The sequence below is a fragment of the Mesorhizobium kamtschaticum genome, from assembly GCF_056174585.1.
On sequence record NZ_CM149691.1, the window covers coordinates 3,678,325 to 3,696,121 of the forward strand.

13 protein-coding genes and 2 pseudogenes are annotated in these 17,797 nt (G+C 64.2%); 9 read left to right on the forward strand and 6 right to left on the reverse strand.

Features of this window, described 5'->3' with window-relative positions:
* The first annotated feature begins 2 nt into the window (after positions 1-2).
* From AC0V7N_RS18190 to AC0V7N_RS18200, 3 genes and pseudogenes are all read left to right on the forward strand, one after another.
* A pseudogene (locus AC0V7N_RS18190) lies at positions 3-2,208 on the forward strand (xanthine dehydrogenase family protein molybdopterin-binding subunit).
* 34 nt (positions 2,209-2,242) lie between these two features.
* The gene (locus AC0V7N_RS18195) at positions 2,243-2,599 is read left to right on the forward strand and encodes a c-type cytochrome (protein ID WP_496627172.1); all 357 of its coding nucleotides are present in this window, start codon (positions 2,243-2,245) and stop codon (positions 2,597-2,599) included.
* 123 nt (positions 2,600-2,722) lie between these two features.
* Positions 2,723-3,145, forward strand: coding sequence for a nuclear transport factor 2 family protein (locus AC0V7N_RS18200; RefSeq protein WP_475460018.1), 423 nt, complete (start codon positions 2,723-2,725; stop codon positions 3,143-3,145).
* Between the two features lie 226 nt (positions 3,146-3,371).
* Here AC0V7N_RS18200 and AC0V7N_RS18205 read toward each other — a convergent pair whose 3' ends face one another.
* Complete coding sequence (locus AC0V7N_RS18205) at positions 3,372-4,265, reverse strand: LysR family transcriptional regulator (protein ID WP_475460021.1); 894 nt, start codon at positions 4,263-4,265, stop codon at positions 3,372-3,374.
* Positions 4,266-4,450: 185 nt separating this feature from the next.
* On the opposite strand from AC0V7N_RS18205, the gene AC0V7N_RS18210 reads away from it, so the two are divergent.
* The 3 genes from AC0V7N_RS18210 to AC0V7N_RS18220 all read left to right on the forward strand — a co-directional run bounded on the left by AC0V7N_RS18210 (position 4,451) and on the right by AC0V7N_RS18220 (position 9,549).
* The gene (locus tag AC0V7N_RS18210) at positions 4,451-5,683 is read left to right on the forward strand and encodes a M24 family metallopeptidase (RefSeq protein ID WP_475460023.1); all 1,233 of its coding nucleotides are present in this window, start codon (positions 4,451-4,453) and stop codon (positions 5,681-5,683) included.
* 24 nt (positions 5,684-5,707) lie between these two features.
* A complete protein-coding gene (locus tag AC0V7N_RS18215) occupies positions 5,708-7,357 on the forward strand; it encodes an ABC transporter substrate-binding protein (RefSeq protein WP_475460025.1) in 1,650 nt (549 codons plus the stop codon).
* Positions 7,358-7,449: 92 nt separating this feature from the next.
* Entirely contained in the window at positions 7,450-9,549 is a 2,100-nt protein-coding gene (locus AC0V7N_RS18220; protein ID WP_475460027.1) for an EAL domain-containing protein, read from the forward strand.
* Here AC0V7N_RS18220 and AC0V7N_RS18225 read toward each other — a convergent pair whose 3' ends face one another.
* Entirely contained in the window at positions 9,550-9,744 is a 195-nt protein-coding gene (locus tag AC0V7N_RS18225; RefSeq protein ID WP_475460030.1) for a hypothetical protein, read from the reverse strand.
* A 187-nt stretch (positions 9,745-9,931) separates the two neighbouring features.
* Between AC0V7N_RS18225 and AC0V7N_RS18230 the strand changes: the two genes are divergently transcribed.
* Positions 9,932-10,645, forward strand: coding sequence for a 3-keto-5-aminohexanoate cleavage protein (locus AC0V7N_RS18230; RefSeq protein ID WP_475460032.1), 714 nt, complete (start codon positions 9,932-9,934; stop codon positions 10,643-10,645).
* A 5-nt stretch (positions 10,646-10,650) separates the two neighbouring features.
* Here the strand turns inward: AC0V7N_RS18230 and AC0V7N_RS18235 are convergent, their stop codons facing one another.
* Both AC0V7N_RS18235 and AC0V7N_RS18240 read right to left on the reverse strand, forming a co-directional pair.
* The gene (locus AC0V7N_RS18235) at positions 10,651-12,171 is read right to left on the reverse strand and encodes an AMP-binding protein (protein WP_475460034.1); all 1,521 of its coding nucleotides are present in this window, start codon (positions 12,169-12,171) and stop codon (positions 10,651-10,653) included.
* 25 nt (positions 12,172-12,196) lie between these two features.
* The gene (locus tag AC0V7N_RS18240) at positions 12,197-13,012 is read right to left on the reverse strand and encodes a p-hydroxycinnamoyl CoA hydratase/lyase (RefSeq protein ID WP_475460037.1); all 816 of its coding nucleotides are present in this window, start codon (positions 13,010-13,012) and stop codon (positions 12,197-12,199) included.
* Between the two features lie 124 nt (positions 13,013-13,136).
* Between AC0V7N_RS18240 and AC0V7N_RS18245 the strand changes: the two genes are divergently transcribed.
* Both AC0V7N_RS18245 and AC0V7N_RS18250 read left to right on the forward strand, forming a co-directional pair.
* Complete coding sequence (locus AC0V7N_RS18245; protein ID WP_475460039.1) at positions 13,137-13,610, forward strand: MarR family winged helix-turn-helix transcriptional regulator; 474 nt, start codon at positions 13,137-13,139, stop codon at positions 13,608-13,610.
* Between the two features lie 113 nt (positions 13,611-13,723).
* Positions 13,724-15,799: a tetratricopeptide repeat protein gene (locus tag AC0V7N_RS18250; RefSeq protein ID WP_475460042.1), complete on the forward strand. Its 2,076-nt coding sequence runs from the start codon at positions 13,724-13,726 to the stop codon at positions 15,797-15,799.
* A 13-nt stretch (positions 15,800-15,812) separates the two neighbouring features.
* On the opposite strand, the pseudogene AC0V7N_RS18255 reads toward AC0V7N_RS18250, so the two are convergent.
* Both AC0V7N_RS18255 and AC0V7N_RS18260 read right to left on the reverse strand, forming a co-directional pair.
* Positions 15,813-16,495 (reverse strand): annotated as a pseudogene (locus AC0V7N_RS18255) (YoaK family protein).
* A gap of 121 nt (positions 16,496-16,616) precedes the next feature.
* Positions 16,617-17,747 (reverse strand): NAD(P)/FAD-dependent oxidoreductase, encoded by a 1,131-nt coding sequence (locus tag AC0V7N_RS18260; RefSeq protein WP_475460044.1) that lies wholly within the window; start codon positions 17,745-17,747, stop codon positions 16,617-16,619.
* Between the last annotated feature and the right edge of the window lie 50 nt (positions 17,748-17,797).

The following is a 17,797-nucleotide window of genomic DNA, read 5'->3' on the forward strand; positions in this document are numbered from 1 at the left end:
CGATGACGCTCCACAAGCTGATTTCCGAAGGCGCTGCCACGGATCGGTCGCCGGACGGTCTCTCGCGGCGCAGGTTTCTACAGGCAGGAGCGGCCGCTGGCGGCGGCCTGATGCTGAGCTTGAGCCTGCCGTTCGGAAACGGTGACGCTCAGGCAGCCGATGCCGAAGGTTTCACCCCCAACGCGTTCATCCATATCCCAAGCGACGGGCAGATCGTCCTGACCATGCCCTATGTCGAGATGGGCCAGGGCACCTACACCGCCATCCCGATGCTGATCGCCGAGGAGTTGGAGGTGGATTTGAAACACGTGCGGCTGGAACATGCGCCGCCCAACGAAAAGCTCTACGGAAATCCGTTGCTGGGCGGGATACAGGCAACCGGCAACTCGAACGCGATACGCGCGGCGTGGCAGCCTATGCGCGAAGCCGGTGCAACCGCCAGGACCATGCTGATGCAGGCTGCTGCAAAGCGCTGGAATGTCGATCCGGCATCCTGCGGCGCGCAAGGCGGTGAAGTGGTTCACACGCCGACGGGCAGACATGTCGAATACGGTGACCTTGCCGCTGACGCCGCCCGCATACCCCTTCCTGCTCCCGAAACCGTGGTACTCAAGCGACCGGCGGATTTCAGGCTTATCGGCACGCCGGCCAAGCGTCTGGACACACCGGCCAAGGTCAACGGGACGGCCATCTATGGCATCGACGCCCGGCCGCCGAGCGTGAAGATCGCCACGCTTGTGCAATCACCGGTTTTCGGCGGTCGTGTGAAGAGCGTGGATGACGCAGCAGCCAAGGCGGTCAAGGGCGTGCGTCAGATCGTGCGGCTCGACGACGCCGTCGCGGTCGTGGCCGATCATATGGGCGCTGCGAAGAAAGGGCTGGAGGCCCTGGTCATCGAATGGGATAATGGTCCGCACGCCAAGCTCGACACCGCCGCGATCGTGGGCGAGCTCGAAAGGGCGACGCTCAATGCCGGGCCGGTTGCCGAGAATGTCGGCGATGTCGACACCGCCCTGTCGGGTGCCGTCACCAAGGTCGAGGCGATTTACCAGGTTCCGTTCCTCGCGCATGCTGCCATGGAGCCGATGAACTGCACGGCCCATGTCCGCAAGGATGGCTGCGAAATCTGGGTCGGCAACCAGGTCCTTTCCCGGGTTCAGGCGGCAGCGGCGAAAGCTGCTGGCCTGCCCTTGGACAAGGTCGTCGTCCACAATCATTTGATCGGTGGTGGCTTCGGGCGCCGCCTGGAGGTCGATGGCGTCACGCGCGCCGTCGAGATCGCGCGTCATGTCGACGGTCCTGTGAAGGTCGTCTGGACTTCGTGAGGAAGATATCCAGCACGATATGTATCGGCCCTGTTTCTTCGACCGGATTTCTGCCGGTCTCGACGTGAAGGGAGAGCCGATCGCCTGGAACCATCGTTTCGCGGGCTCGTCGATCATCGCGCGATGGCTGCCGCCTGCGTTCAACAATGGCCTCGACCCCGACACCACCGATGGTGCGATCAATCTCACCTATGGTCTGGCGAATACGCATGTCGAGTATCTGCAGGTGGAGCCTGCCGGCATTCCGACTGCCTTCTGGCGCAGCGTCGGACCGTCGCACAACGTCTTCGTGACCGAAAGCTTCATGGACGAATTGGCGGCTGCGGCCAGGCAGGATCCCGTCGCCTATCGATTGGCGCTGCTCGACAAGGCGCCGCGTGCCAAGGCCGTCCTTGAACTGGCCGCGCAAAAGGCCGGCTGGGGAAAACCCTTGCCTGAGCGGGTTGGCCGTGGCGTCTCCCTGCAGTCCGTCTTCGCCACCTACATGGCGCAGATTGCCGAAGTCGAGGTGTCGAGGGACGGCACGGTTCGTGTCCGGCGCGTCGTGTGCGCTGTCGATTGCGGCACCGCCATCAATCCCGATACGGTCCGGGCGCAGATTCAGGGAGCGATCATGTTCGGCGTTACGGCGGCGCTCTACGGCGAGATCACCCTCAAGGACGGACGTGTCGAGCAAAGCAATTTCGACACCTACCAGATCCTTCGCATGAACGAAGCGCCGGCGGTCGAGGTACACATCGTGGGGAGTACGGAGCCTCCGGGCGGAATGGGCGAGGCCGGAACTTCGGCCATCGTTCCAGCAGTGACCAACGCCATCTTCGCCGCCACGGGCATACGGCTGCGCAAACTGCCGATCGACACCGAGCAATTGAAATCGGCTTGAAGCAACCCGCAGGAGACTAGCAATGTCCCATCCCTTGTCGCTCGCTCTCGCGCTGTCGATAGCCATCGTTTCTACAGCTGCCGCCGAGGGAAACGCCGACCACGGAAAAACGCTGTTCAGCCGTTGCGCGGCGTGTCACGCCGCAACCGGCCAGAACAAGGTCGGGCCAGGGTTGGCTGGCGTATTTGGACGTCAGGCGGGGACGGCGCCGAACTTCCACTATTCGAAAGCAATGATCTCCTACGCCAAACCCTGGGACGAACAGACACTCGATGGCTTCTTGACAGCGCCCACCAAGGCAATCCCAGGCACGACAATGACGATCTCAGTGTCCAAGGCGTCGGACCGTGCGGATATCATCGCCTACCTCAAGTCCATCGGTTCTCCGTGACGCTCGCCACGGATTGAGCGACAATACCAGGGCAATCATGTCGGACCTGCTGTAGTGCCGCGATCCATCGCCGCGGGACAGCACGTGCGGTTAGGATTGGTGTTGCGAACACGGAGCAGTGCGATGCGTGATCCTGCCTATGCTGCGTTTTCCGCCCTCGATCCTTTCTTCGAGATTGTCATGCAGGGCATGGCAGGCCTTGTCGACGGTGATCACTACTTCGACGCGGTCGCTCCCGATGCGGTGTTCGAGTTTCGGTATCGATTTCGTGGCTGGCCAACAAAGCTCGTGGGTCGTGAAGCCCTCATGGCTCTGTATGCGGGCTATGGAGAGGGTATGGTGTTGCATGGCGCAGGCGCGCTCGTGGTGAACATTTCCCAGACCCCCGGCGTCGTCATCCTCGAGTATGAAGTTCAGGGCAACGCAATCGGCTCCGGAAAACTCTACGAAAATCGTTTCATCTCGGTTGTCACGATTGAAGATCGGAAGATTGTGGGGTGGCGTGACTACATGGACTCGTTGGCGGCGATGTCCTCACTCACGTAGTGGACGAACCCTCCCGTCGATCTCTGCATTGCCGACGGAGCCACCGCAGACAGAATTGCCTACGCGTTTTATCTCTCTCACCGTACGCATGCTGCATCGTGTGATTATTCGTACCCTCATCCTCGTGGCCGCACTGGCGTTGCTCGGCTGCGAACGAAGCGGTCCCTTCGACAAGCCAGGGCAGCCGGCCAAGTCTTCGGCGGGGGCGATGTGGTCGCCGTGACCGTCACTTCGCGGCGGAGCTGATGGCCGCGGCGAATGTGTTCATTATGCTCACATTGCCTTCCATGAGTTTCGACCTGCCGAAGACATGCCAGGTGACATGCACGGGTTGCGGCGCGAGATCGCAAAGCGTGATGCCGCGCAACGCCGCGTCTGGCGGGACGCACCAGGCGGGCAGGATGCTCGCCCCAAAGCCCGCGGCGACAAGTTCGATGATCGCGCTCGTCGACTCGATGCGAACGATCTCCTTCGGCAAGACGCCGGCCGGGCTGAAGTAGCGTTCGTATTCGAAGCCGTGCGCCGGATGGTATGAGAAGGCCAGGTAGCTTTGCTTCCTGAAGAACTCGGCTGCCAAGGGTGCGCTTGTCTGGGTGGAACTCGGCACGACGCCGACCAGCCTGTCCTGGAACAACGGCATCGACGGCAGGTTTTCCAGTTCCGGGCTGCCCGGCGACAGGAAAAGGTCGGCACTTCCGGCGATGATTGCGGACTGCAGGTCGTGGTTTGCCAGCCTGACGAATTCGAGCTTAAGCGTGCCGTGCTCCTTGCTCAGGGCGGCAGCGACCGCCGGCAGCCAATGGACATGGTCGTAATGGCCGACGGCTATGCGCAACACCGGTGATGTGCCGCGATGCAGTTGGATGGCGTCGGCCTCCGCGGTCTTCAGCGTGTCCTCGGCATAGACGGCGGCTTCCAGCAATCGCTCGGCTGCCTCCGTCAACCTGATGCCCCGCCCCACCCGGTCGAACAGGCGAATGCCAAGCCGGCGCTCGGCTTCCCGGATCTGGTGGCTGGCCGCCGGCTGCGTCAGGCCAAGCGACGTGGCGGCGGCGCTGAGCTGGCCGTGCCGGCGCACGGCGATCAACAACTGGTAATGCCGTCGGTCGAGATAGGTCATATGAGAATTTAGAATGATTTGCCGAGGAATAATCAATTGGAATTCGTTCACCCTCGAGCGCAATTTGCCTGCGTAACAAAGCCTCGCGTTTGAATCCGACCTGTCCAGGACGGCGTTCCGGGGCCGCATCATATGATCAGAATTCATTGCGGTGGGTGCAGTCTGCATCCGCCGGGAGGGTTGCCATGCCGAGCCTGGTTCACGCCGCTGCCGAGACATTCGCCACGCTGTCGCTCGAGCAAGTGCGCAGCGTCGAGATGCTTCGGCTGGACCGCGTGCGCCAGCAGGCCGCCGCCCACAATCTCTCGGCCGTGCTGCTCTTCGATCCGGTCAACATCCGCTATGCCACCGGTGTGCGCAACATGCAGGTCTACTCTGCGCGCAATCCGGCGCGTTATGTGTTCATCCCGGTGGTCGGGCCGGTGGTGCTGTTCGAGTATCGCGCCTGCGAGCATCTGGCCGAGAACCGCCCGACCGTCGACGAGATCCGGCCGGCGCGGCCGATCATGCCGCTGCATTCCGGCCACAAGCATGTCGGCCATCTCAGGGAATTCGTCGCCGACATCGAGGAACTGGTCGCAAGTCATGGCGTCAACGGCCGCCGCATCGGCGTCGAGGCGACGACGACCGGCGCCATGCTGGCGCTGGCCGCGGCCGGCTTCGACATCATCGACGCCCAGATCCCCGTCGAAAAGGCGCGGGGCCTCAAGGTATCAGGCGAAGTCGACATGATCCGCGCCTCCTTGCGCCTCACCGAGGCCGCCGTGCGCGAGATGGAGGCGGCGCTGGTTCCCGGTGTCACCGAGAACGAGCTCTGGTCGGTGCTGCACCGCAAGCTGATCGCCGGTGGCGGCGACTATATCGAGACGCGGCTCTTGACCTCCGGCGCGCACACCAATCCCTGGTTCCAGGAAACCTCAAACAAGGTCATCCAGGCCGGCGATCTCGTCGCCTTCGATACCGATGCGGTCGGCTGCTATGGCTATTACAGCGACTTCTCGCGCACCTTCCTGACCGGCGACAACAGGGCCTCGGCGGCGCAGCGGACACTTTACGGACTTGCCCAGGAGCAGATCGAGAGAAACGTCAATCTGCTGCGCCCAGGGCTCGGTTTTCGCGAGTTTGCCGAAAGCGCCTGGCTGATCCCCGGCGCCTATCAGAAGCACCGTTACCTCTCCGTGCTGCATGGCTGCGGCATGACCGGCGAGTACCCGATCATCGCGCACGCCTCCGACTGGGACGATGTCGGCAATGACGACAATGAGGTGTTCGTGCCCGGGATGACGGTCTGCGTCGAGAGCTTCATCGGTCATGAAGACGGCGGCGAGGGGGTGAAGCTCGAGGAGCAGGTGCTGATCACGGAAACCGGCGTCGAGAGGCTGTCGGTCTATGGATATTGCGACCGGCTCTCGGCCTGAGGGGTTAAGGGAGGAGGACATCAGATGTCGATAAGCGAAGGAAATAATTGGCAGGCGAGGGCGAAGGTGACGGCCTTCGCCGACGAGGCGCGAGCCGGGCGACTTGACCGTCGCGAGTTCCTGGCGATCGCCAGCGCCTTCGGCCTGTCCACGGCCGCATCTTACGCGTTGATAGGCGTGTCCGCGCCGACGGCGGCACGCGCCGGGGAGCCGGTGAAGGGTGGCGTCCTGAAAGTTGCCACGGCGGTCAAGGGGATGAAGGATCCGCGCACGTTCGACGAGGCGGAACTCGGCAATGCCGGGCGCCAGTTCCTGGAAACGCTGGTCAAATACACGGCCGACTTCACCTTCGAGCCGATGCTCCTGGAGCGCTGGGAGGTCAATGCGGACGCGACCGACTATGTCCTTCACCTGCGCAAGGGCGTGAAATGGACCAATGGCGACGATTTCAACGCCGATGACGTCACGTTCAACATCGCGCGCTGGTGCGAGAAGAACGCTGCCGGCAACTCCATGGCCGGGCGCATGGGCGCGCTGATCGACGACAAGACCGGCAAGCTGCGTGATGGCGTCGTCACCAAGGTGGACGACCATACGGTGCGCCTGCAACTGGCGGCTTCCGACATCTCGATCATCCCCAGCCTTTCGGATTATCCGGCTCTGATCGTCCACCGTGACTACGATAAGTCGGGCGGAAATCTCATCGCCAATCCCGTCGGCACCGGGCCGTTCGAACTCGCGTCCTACGAGGTCGGCCAGAAAGCCGTCTTCAAGCGTCGCGAGAAGGGCTCCTGGTGGGGCGGCGAGGTCTATCTCGATGGCATCGAGTTCATCGACTACGGATCGGATCCGTCGGCATTGGTCAGTGCCTTCGAGTCGGGCGAGATCCACACCAACTACGAGACGACGGGCGACATGGTCGCGGTGATGGACGGGCTTGGCTTGCAGAAATCCGAAATCCTGACGGCGGGCACGATCGTGGCGCGCACCTCGGTGCTGGCCAAGCCTTACGACGACGCGCGGGTGCGCCGGGCGCTGCAATTGGCGGTCGACAACTCCGCCGTGCTTCTGCTCGGCTATGCCGGGCTCGGTTCAGCGGCCGAGAACCACCATGTCTGTCCCATCCAGCCCGACTACGCCAAACTGCCGCCGGTCGCCCGCGACCTGACGCAGGCCAGGGCCTTGATGGCTGAGGCCGGCCAGGCGGATTTTGAACATGAGCTGATCTCGCTCGACGAGGAGTGGCACAAGAACACCGGCGACGCGATCGCCGCACAACTGCGCGAAGCAGGATTCAAGGTCAAACGCACCGTGCTGCCGGGATCGACGTTCTGGAACGACTGGACCAAATATCCGTTCTCGCTGACGGTCTGGTCGATGCGCCCGCTCGGCGTTCAGACACTGGCCATCGCCTACCGGACGGGCGAGGCATGGAACGAGAGTTCGTTCTCCGACAAGGCGTTCGACGACATCGTCACCAAGGCATTGTCGGTCGCCGATCCGGCTGCGCGGCGCGATCTGATCGGCAAGGCCGAAAAGATACTCCAGGATTCGGGCGTCCTCATCCAGCCCTTCTGGCGCAAGCTGTTTTGCCACTCGGCCACGGCCCTGCAGGGCCGCCGGATGCACCCGACGGGAGAGACCTATTTCGACAAGGCCTGGCTTCAGGCCTGAGGCCGGCAGGTTGGTGAGGGTCGCGTCCGGTAACTGTTTCTTCTCTGGTTTTGCTGCAGATTGCCCGCTGGCGGGGATGAGCGAAACAGAAGATGGCGCGTCAGGGCAAGAAAAGTCGCAATGGAGAGTTTTGGGCGCTGGCGCTCGAACGTGCTCATCTTGGCGTCTGGGACTGGGATATTGCAAACGGCAGCTGCTTCTATTCGCCGACATGGTGGCGCATGCTCGGCTATGAGGAGGGCGAGCTTGCCGACACGGCCGATCTCTGGCTGCAACTGACGCATCCCGACGACCGCGAGCGGGCGCTGGCCAGCGGCGACGCCCACATTGCCGGCTTGACCCCGTCGATCGAGACGGAACTGCGGCTAAAGCACAAGCAGGGCCACTGGGTGTGGGTGCTCGATCGCGGCGGCATCGTCGAGCGCGACGCGTCCGGAAAGCCGGTCAGGCTGATGGGCGTGCAAACCGACATTTCCAGACAGAAGGCGGCCGAGGTCGAGCTCGAAAAGGTCAATGTGCGCTTCCGCCTGGCGCTCGCCGCCAGCGGCACCGGCATCTGGCACTACGACATTGCCACCAACAAAAGCTACTGGGACGCGCGCACCAGGGACATGTTCGGCGTCGTCGCCGACACCGACGAGGTGGCGGCCGACCTCTGGCACAGCTTCCTGCACCCCGACGACAAGGAAGCCACCGAGCGCGCGCACCAGCCGCCCCCCGGCTCGGACGGTGTCACCGCCTCGCAATACCGCATCATCAAGCGCGACGGCGAGGTCCGCCATGTCGAATCGCTGGTGCGTTTCGTCGCCGCCGCGGGCGCTGCCGGCCAGATCCTCGGCACGGTGCGCGACATCACCGAGGACAAGCTGCGCGAACAGGAGCTTGCCTTCGCCGCCCGTCACGACGCGCTGACCGGCCTGTGGAACCGTTCCGCCTTCGACAGGCTGCTTGCCGACCACATCGCCACGGGCGTGCCGCTGGCGGTGTTCTATGTCGATCTCGATTACTTCAAGGCGCTCAACGATTTCGCCGGCCACGCCGCCGGCGATCTGGCGCTGAAGAGCGTCGCGGCCGGCATTGGCCGCTGCCTGCCGCCATCGGCGCATGCGGCGCGCCTCGGCGGCGACGAATTTGCCCTGCTGGTGCCCCATTGCGACGCGGCGCAAGCCGAGCGGCTGGCCGGCGGCATACTGGCGGCCGTGCGCGGTGCCGATCTCGGTCTTGCCGCGACCGCGCGGCGGCTCGCGGCAAGCATCGGCATCGCCATCGTCAACGACCGGGCCACCACGGTCGCCGACGCGCTGGCCTGTGCCGACGACGCCTGCTACGCGGCCAAGGCGGCCGGGCGCGATCGCTTCGCGGTGTTTTCGGCGGAGGCCAATTCCGGCGGCCTCAACGCGGCGCGGCTCGCCGCCGACACGGTCGACGCCATGGAGGACGGAAGGCTGAAACTGTTCGGCCAGGAGATCCACAGGCTGGGCCGGCCGTGGCAGGAAAACCGCCATGTCGAGGTGCTGGCACGCCTTGTCGGGCGTAGTGGCAAGCTGATCCCGCCCGGCGACTTCATTCCGGCGGCGGAGCGCTTCGGCATTGCCGCCAGGCTCGACCGCTGGATCATCCGCACCGCGCTGTCGCGGCATGGTGCGGCGATGAAGTCCGGCGCGATCACGCTCGGCTTCAACCTGTCGGCGCAGACGCTGAGCGATCCCGGTTTGTGGGACTTCGTCGACAGCATCATCGAGCAAACCGGGGCGCCGCATTCCGGCATCGGCTTCGAGATCACCGAAACCGCCGCCGTCACCAATTTCGACGCTGCCGAGACGTTCGTGCGCAAGGCGCGCGAGCGGCGCTGCAAGGTCAGCCTCGACGATTTCGGCGCCGGCATGAGTTCGTTCGAATATCTCAGGCGTTTTCCCGTCGATGCCATCAAGATCGACGGCTCCTTCATCGAGCACATTGCCGAAAGCCGCTTCGACCGCGAGATCGTCTCGGCCATATCAGGCATTGCCCGCAGCGTCGGCTGCGCCGTCGTGGCCGAGAAGATCGAAGAGCCGGAGACGCTCGGCATCCTGCAGGCGATGGGTGTCGATTTCGGCCAAGGTTTTCTCTTGCACCGGCCGGAACCGCTGGAGCAGATTGTCGCCCGTGCGAGCGGGCCGGCAAGCGGAGCAAGTGTCCGCAAGGCATCCTGATCAGCCGGTTTGCCGCGCTGTTTGATGCGGAAATTCCACCACTCCAGGCTCGGGCCGCCGGTGCTGTGCTTCCGCCACCGTCTCGATCAGCAGGTCGAGGGCCTCGCATGTCAAGCGGCTCGTCTCGTCATTGCCGCGCAGATAGTGATAGGCGCGTTCGAGATGGATACGGGCGGCTGAAAAATCGCTGGTCAACGGTCCCTCCATGATCCCGCCCTAATGTATCTGGCCCGCCCGGCGGAACGCGGGGTAAATATCCACAGGCGAGTTTTATTCAAATGCCGCTGGATCCTGGCCGCGCTGTCAGGAGAGACGCCGCGCAACTCTTTGCCCTGCCTTGCGGCACGGCTAGACTGCTACCTCCTTGTTCGAGGTGACATTCATGATTGTCCAAGCCTGCGTCAACGGCGCGCGTCCGCGCGATTTCCACCCGAAGCTGCCGCTGACGGCGCAGGCCATGGCGACCGATGCTGCCGCCTGCGTTGCCGCCGGTGCCGCCGAACTGCACATCCATCCGCGCGGTGCGGACGGGCGCGAAAGCCTGGCCGCGGTCGACGCGACAGTGCTTGCCGTGCGCCGGGCCTGCCCGGGCACGCTTGTCGGTGTCTCGACCGGCGCCTGGATCGAAAACGATGTCGCGCGGACCCGCGCGGCGATCGCCGGCTGGCGCGAGCTGCCCGACTATGCCTCGGTCAATCTGTCGGAGGCCGACGCGCCCGCCGTGATGGAGCTGTTGCGCCAGCGCGGCGTCGGCATCGAGGCCGGGCTTGCCACTGTCGCCGATGCCGAGCGCTTCGTGGCACTTGCCGGCCGGGTGCTGCGCATCCTGATCGAGATCGATATCCAGGATTTGTCCAAAGCGCTCGACGAGGCGCATGGGATCGCCGCCGTGCTGGAGCACGCCGAAGTGCGGCGGCCGATCCTGCTGCATGGCTTCGATGCCACCGTCTGGCCGTTCGTGGAACTGGCGCGCCAAATGCGCTGGTCGACGCGGGTTGGGCTGGAGGACGGCAGGACGCTGGCCGACGGAACGGCGGCCAAGGACAATGCGGACATCGTTGCCGCGGCCGTCGCTATCTTCCGGTCGGCCGGCTGAATGGCTCAGTCCTGGCCGCCGGCTGGTGCCGTCCATGTGCGAAGGATGTGTTTCTGGATCTTGCCGGAGGCGGTGCGCGGCAGCGCTTCAGTGAGCAGAAACTCCTTCGGCACCTTGTAGCGGGCGATGCGGGCGCCGCAGTGGGCAGCCAGATCGGCGGGATCGAGCGCGCAACCGGGTCTGACCACGAGAAAAGCGCGGCCGACTTCGCCCCAGCGCTTGTCGGCGATACCGATCACCGCGGCCTCGGCGATGTCGGGATGGTCGAGCAGCACCATCTCGATTTCGACGGGATAGACGTTCTCGCCGCCGGAAATGAACATGTCCTTGCGGCGGTCGACGAGGGTGATGAAGCCTTCTTCATCCTGCCGTGCGATGTCGCCGGTGCGGAACCAGCCATCGGCGGTGAAGGCGCTAGCCGTCTCTTCCGGCCGATTCCAGTAGCCTGATGTGATCGAGGGGCCGGACAGCCAGATCTCGCCTGGTTCGCCGGCAGCGACGTCGCGGCCTTCGTCGTCAACGATGCGCAGGCTGATCATCGGCGCGGCAAGGCCGGCCGAGCCTGCCTTGCCTGTGATGCGGTCGGCCTCGACCGGCATGCCAAGCACCGTGCCGGCTTCGGTCATGCCGAAGCCGTCGGCCATGCGCACGCCTTGCGCCAGCCACCAGTTGATGTCGGCGGCCGGGTTGGGTGCGCCGCCGGTGAAGATGGCGGTCAGCGTGGTCCAGTTCGCCGGCGCGAAATCCGGATGGTCGCGCAGCATCCTGGCCATCTGCGGCACGCAGAAATAGTGGGTGACGCCAAGGGCCGGATCGGCGAGGTACCGGTTGGTGGCGCCGGCGTCAAAGCCGGCCGAGATCAGCACCGTGCCGCCCTGCAGCAGCGGCGGGCGCAAATTGGTGATGAGGCCGATGACATGGAACATCGGCGCGTCGCAGAGGAAGACGCTGGCATTGCCGACCCGCCCGAGCACGCCGAAATTGATCGCCGTGGCCAAGGCGTTGCGCTCCGTGATGGTGACGCCTTTCGGCCGGCCCGATGTGCCTGAGGTGTAGAGGATGATCGATGGCGCATCGCCGGCGGGCAGGGGACGGCGCGGCGCCGGTGCCTGCGCCTCGACCGCTTTCGCGAAGCTGGCGACTTCGACAGGCATACAGCGCTTGGTCAATGGCAGGTCGATTGCCGTGTCATGCAGCAGCAACACCGGGTCGCAATCCTCGAGGATCGCCTGCTGTTCGGCGGCGGCGAGCCGCCAGTTGAGCGGTACGAAGATGGCGCCGAGCCGCATGGCGGCCTGCTGCAGGATCAGCAGATCGGCGCTGTTGCGGGCAAGCGTGGCGATCCGTTGTCCCGGTTCGATGCCGTGGCCGGTTTCGAGAACGCCGACGGCGCGCTGGATGGCCTCGTCGAAGGCGCGGTAGGTCCAGCGCCGGCCGGATACCAGGTCGACACAAGCAAGACGATCCGGCTGCGCCCTGGCATGCAGGGCCACGGGATCGGGCGTTGTCCAGGCCGGCATTCGCATCTCCTCCCAGATTGCGGCAGTCGCGTCATCTGGCCTTATCGTAAGCGCCGAGGCCGGGCTTGTAGCTCTTTTCGTCGATGAACTGGCGGATGCCTTCCTTGCGGCCCGAATTGTCGTGGAAGTTCGCCGCCTCCTGCGCCCGCACCAGATAGTCCTCGGCATTGTCGTAGGTCATCTCGGCGACGCGGCGGATGGCATCCTTGGTCGCCTTGAGCGCAATCGGGTTTTTCTTCAGCAAGGTGTTCGCAACCTCGGTGACGCGCGCCTTCAGGTCGGCCAGCGGCAGGCTTTCATTGACCAGCTTCCAGGCGGCGGCCTTCCTGCCGTCGATCAGTTCGCCGGTCAGGGCGTGGTACATGGCATCGCGCATCGACAAGAGGTCGACCACCACCTTGGTGGCGCCGCCGCCGGGCAGGATGCCCCAGTTGATCTCCGACAGCGCGAACTGCGCTTCGTCGGCGGCAAAGGCGAGGTCGCAGGCGAAGAGCGGACCATAGCCGCCGCCAAAGCACCAGCCATTGACCATGGCGATGGTCGGCTTGCCGTACCAGCGCAGCCGCCGCCACCAGCCATAGGCTTCCGCCTGCGCCTTGCGGATGGCACCAAGGCCTTTGGCCTCGGTCTCGCGGAAATATTCCTTGAGGTCCATGCCCGCCGACCAGGCGCTGCCTTCGCCCGACAGCACCAGCACGCCGACATCGTCGCGGAACTCGAGCTCGTCGAGGACCTCCATCATGCGCCGGTTGAGCGCCGGGTTCATGCAATTGCGCTTGGCCGGCCGGTTGAAGCGCACCCAGGCGATGCCGTTCTCGACATCGAAGGCAACGGTCTCGTCGGTCATGGTCGGTATCCTCCCGATTCACCACAGCTATGGAAAATTGCTATGGAGCATAGCTATCCTTATTGCTATGTCGCATAGTCTTTTTCGCTTGACAAGAGGGGGGATCGCGGTGATCGGTTGCAGCATGGATGATACAGAGGTTCACGCCAGTACTGTCGCGCGAAGTGCCATGCCCGAGGACGCGCTCGACGCGCAGATCGGCTACAATCTGAGACGTGCCTCGGCTTTCGCGCTCAACGATTTTTCGGTCGAGCTGGCCGATGCGGCGCTGCGCCCGGTCACCTACGGCATGCTGGCGCTGATCGATGAGAAGCCTGGCATCCGTGCCGCAGAACTCTGCCGCCTGCTCGGCATGAAGAGCGCCAACATGGCACCGCTGCTGGCAGAGTTGGAAGAGCGCGGACTGGTCGAACGCGACGACCATGCCGAGGACAAGCGCGTGCGGGTGCTGACCTTGACGCAGGCGGCCAGACAGGCCATGCCGGGATGGCGGCAACAGGTTCGCCGGCATGAGGACAGGTTTTTGCAACGGCTGACGAAGAAGGAGCGGGCGACGCTGCTGCGCCTGCTGCGCCTGATCTGGACGGACGAAGACTGAGGGCTGCCTTTTCAAGTAGACACTTCAGCGATTGCTCAAAAAAACTTATCGACTACAGTCAAACCCGTGTTGTGCGCGAGACGTTGCGCAACTGCCTTTGACGCGGGGGTGAGTTGATCGGATCAGTCCTGAAACGGCGTTGGCCTTGCTGGCGAGCGCTTGCCGGCATTGTCGTTTTGCTGGCGCTGCCGGGGTGTGCCCCGGCTGACGTTAATCTTGCCGATTGCGTCAACCAGGTTGCCGGCGGCGCCCGGCAAATGGAAGCCTGCACGCAAGTCATCGACGACGCGGCCGGGCACGCCGACCAGCGCAGCACCGCTTACCTCAGGCGCGGCATTGGCTGGGACGCCAAGGCGGACTACGACCGCGCCATCGCCGATTTCGATCAGGCAATCGGCCTTGAGCCCGCGCGGGTGGACGTCTATTGGCAACGCGCCATGGTGAATGTTCACAAAGGTGATTTCGACCAGGCCGTGGCCGATTTTGACAAGGTGATCAGCATCGAGCCGAAAAGCGCCGACGCCTACAATGGTCGAGGCTATGCCTGGTTCAGAAAAGGCGACAATGACCGTGCGCTCGCCGATTACGCCAAGGCGCTCGATCTCGATCCGAAACGGGTCGAAACCTACAACAACCGGGGCGCCGCGCTTGCGGCCAAGGGCGATGTGGATCGCGCCATGGCTGACTTCGATCAGGCTATCAGCCTCGACCCGACGTTTGCGGGTGCCTATTACAATCGAGCCATGGCATGGTTTAACAAAGGCGACTATGACCGTGCCATGGCCGACAGCGACCAGGTAATCAGCCTGCATCCAAGCGCCGATGCCTACACCAATCGAGGTCTGATTTGGTTTACCAAGGGCGATTACGACCACGCTATGGCCGACTACGAGCAGGCCATCAATCTCGATCCGAGATACGCCGGCGCTTACTACAATCGGGCACTGGTGTGGTCGCAAAAGGGTGACCGCGATCGTGCGATGACCGACTACACCAAGGCAATAGAAGTAGATCCGAAATATATGCGTGCTTACGTCAATCGAGGCGTGATTTTGGTTGATAAGGGCGAATACGATCGCGCTATCGTCGATTACGATCAGGCCATCACCCTCGATCCGAAACTGGCCATTTCTTACTCCAACCGGGGCTTGGCATGGGCACATAAGGGCGACAATGATCGAGCCCTCGCTGACTACGACAAGGCGGTCGACCTCGATCCGAAATTTGGCACGGCCTACTACAACCGAGGCAAAGCCTGGTTTGCAAAGAGTGATTACGATCGCGCCATTGCCGATTTCAGCCAGGCAATCACCCTCGATCCGACGAAAGCGGTGCTCTACGGCAACCGTGGTCTGACCTGGTATCGGAAGGGCGACAACGACCACGCCGTTGCCGACTATGACAAGGCGATCGGCCTCGATCCGAAAAACATCGATGCCTACAACAATCGAGGACTGGTTTGGGTTGACAGGAGCGACTACGACCGCGCCATCGCCGATTTCGATCAGACGATCAGTCTCAATCCGAAATACGCCAAGGCTTACCGTAATCGGGCCATGGCTTGGTCTCGTAAGGGCGACTATGACCGCGTCATCGCCGATCTCGACCAGGCGATCGGCCTCGACCCGAAAGACGCCAGCGCTTACCGCGATAGAGGCCTCGCCTGGATCGATAAGGGCGGCGACATTGACCACGCCATTGCCGACTTCAGCACGGCAATCCTCCTTGATCCCCAAGATGCCTATGGCTACTCCGGTCGTGGCATTCTGAATTGGTATTCCGGTGCGCTTGGCAAAGCGCAAGCGGATTTGGAACAAGCAGCAATGCTCAAGCCTGACGACGCCTATCTTGCTATCATGCTTGGTCTGGCCGACCGGCGTACTGCAGGGGTGGATCATTTGCAGGAAGCGACCAGCAAGCTCGACATGACGAAGTGGCCGGCGCCGGTGGTCCGCATGTTGCTCGGCGAGAAAACGCCCGCCGAGACGCTGGCCGCAGCCGACGACCCGGATACGGCTACGAAAACCGGACGCGTGTGTGAGGCCAATTTCTATAGCGCCGAGCTTAGCTCGATCCAGGGACATGGCGACGAAGCCCTTCGACTCTACAGGCTCGCCGTGAGCGATTGTCCCAAGAACTTCGACGAATATCGAGCGGCCAGGCTTGCGCTGCGTGCTCTAGCGCCGTGAGGCAAGTTGCCTACTACCTGGTCTCCGCGTCCGGCGCTGAAAGCCGCAGCAGCAGCGCGGCCAGCGCGATCACCGGCGGGATGACGAAGCACCAGACATTGGCGAAGGCATAGCCGAGCGCGGCGGCGGCGCAGCCGGCGGCGAACACGGCGACCGCGGCCGCCATGCGACGCAAGCGGGCAATGAGGGCTGGGCGGGCCTCCGGTGCCGTGCCGCCGATGAGGTCGGCGAGGTCGATCATGATCTGGGTGGTGGTGCCGGTCATCAGCGTCGAAGGCGGGGCGGCCGCCAGATGGACCCGGTGAACCGCGTTCTGGATTGCCATCGCGGCGACCAGCACCATGCCGGTGACGATCGCGGCCGCGCTGTCGCCGCTGGCGAAGGGGCCAAAGCGGATCGCCAGTGCGGCGCCGAGGATAAGCAGCGCCAGTTTGGTCGCCAGCAGGACCCCAAGCGCCTGATGCCCCCGCCGGCGCAAGTGTTCGCCGGCCAGCCGGGTCAGGATGACGACGATACAGAACACCGGCAGCGCCAGCAGCTTTGCCAGCACGCCCGAAATGCCGAGCACCAGCGAGGCACCGAGCGTGACGAAATTCCCTGTTACGTGCGCGGTGAACAGGCCCTGCAGCGCCAGGAGCCGGCCGTATCGACATAGCCGCCATTGAGGCTCAACAGCAGTGGCAGTGTGGGTTTCATGGCGGCATCTCGCGTCCGGGGCCAGACAGCGTCTCATATCCCGGCGCGGCGATCCACTTCCGCGCGGCATCTTGCCGTCACGAGTGCGGCATAGGCCGCGCCGAAGGGAAGGGCCTGAACTTCATGGCGTCGCCGGGGCCAGGAAGCGGTCGGGCGCCAGCGCCGCGGCCGTGACGCCGATGGCCGTGACGTCGCCGGGCAGGGGCTCGCCGCGCATCAGCGCCGAACTCAGCCTGGCCAAGGTCAGCGACACCTGGAACCCGTAGCCGCCCTGGCCGCCGAGCCAGAAGAAACCGGGCAGGCGCGGGTCGAAGCCGGCGACCGGCGTGCGGTCGGGCGCGAAGGTGCGCAGGCCCGCCCACGGCGTCGAGGGACGGCCGATGCGCATCGACGTCGCCTGTTCGATGCGGTCGACGCCGATGGCGACGTCGAGGTCTTCCGGATGCGCGTCGCAAGGCTCGGAATCGGTCTCGTCGGCGAGCGAGCCGATCAGCCTGCCGGCATCCGGCTTGAAGTAGAATTGTTCGTGCAGATCGACCACCAGCGGCCAGCCGGCAATGTCGGTGCCGGCGGGCGGGTCGAACAGAAAGGCGGTGCGGCGTTTGGGCTGGAAGCCGAGGCCGGGGAGCCCCGCCAGCCCGGCGACGACATCGACCCAGGCGCCGGCGGCGTTGACGACGATGTCGGCCGAGTAGATGCCGGCGCTCGTTTCCACCCGCAGACCGTGGCCGTTGGGTGAGACGGTGCGGACCTCCTCGCCGGTGCGGATCAAGCCGCCGCTGGCCTTCAGCGCCGAAGCACAGGCCGCCAGCATCTTGCCTGTATCGACGTCGACCGCGTCCGGCTCATAGACGCCGCCGCAGGTGGCTTCGGCTGCAATGACTGGGACCATCGCATGCAGCTCGGCCGCCGACAGGCGCCGCACGTCGGGCACCAGGGCCTGCAATTCGCCGGCCAGACGGTCTATCGCCGCGCCGTCTCCGGCCCAGCCGACATTCAGCGCGCCGCGCCGATGGGCGACGAAGCCGCCCTCGACGATTGCCTGCCGGCTGGCCAGCGTCAGCCCGCGCACCACCCGATTGCCATAGGTCTCGGTGAACAAGGCGGCGGAGCGGCCGCTGGCGTGATAGCCGAGATGCGGCTCGCGCTCGAGGACGGTGACGGCGGCCCAGTCCCGGACGGCGGCAGCCAGCGACAAGCCGGCAATGCCACCACCGATAACGATGATTTTTGGGGAGGGATTCGACTGCATCTATCTGTCGTATCGCCGCGCCATGGAGCTGACAATGTCGGAGCAACCGA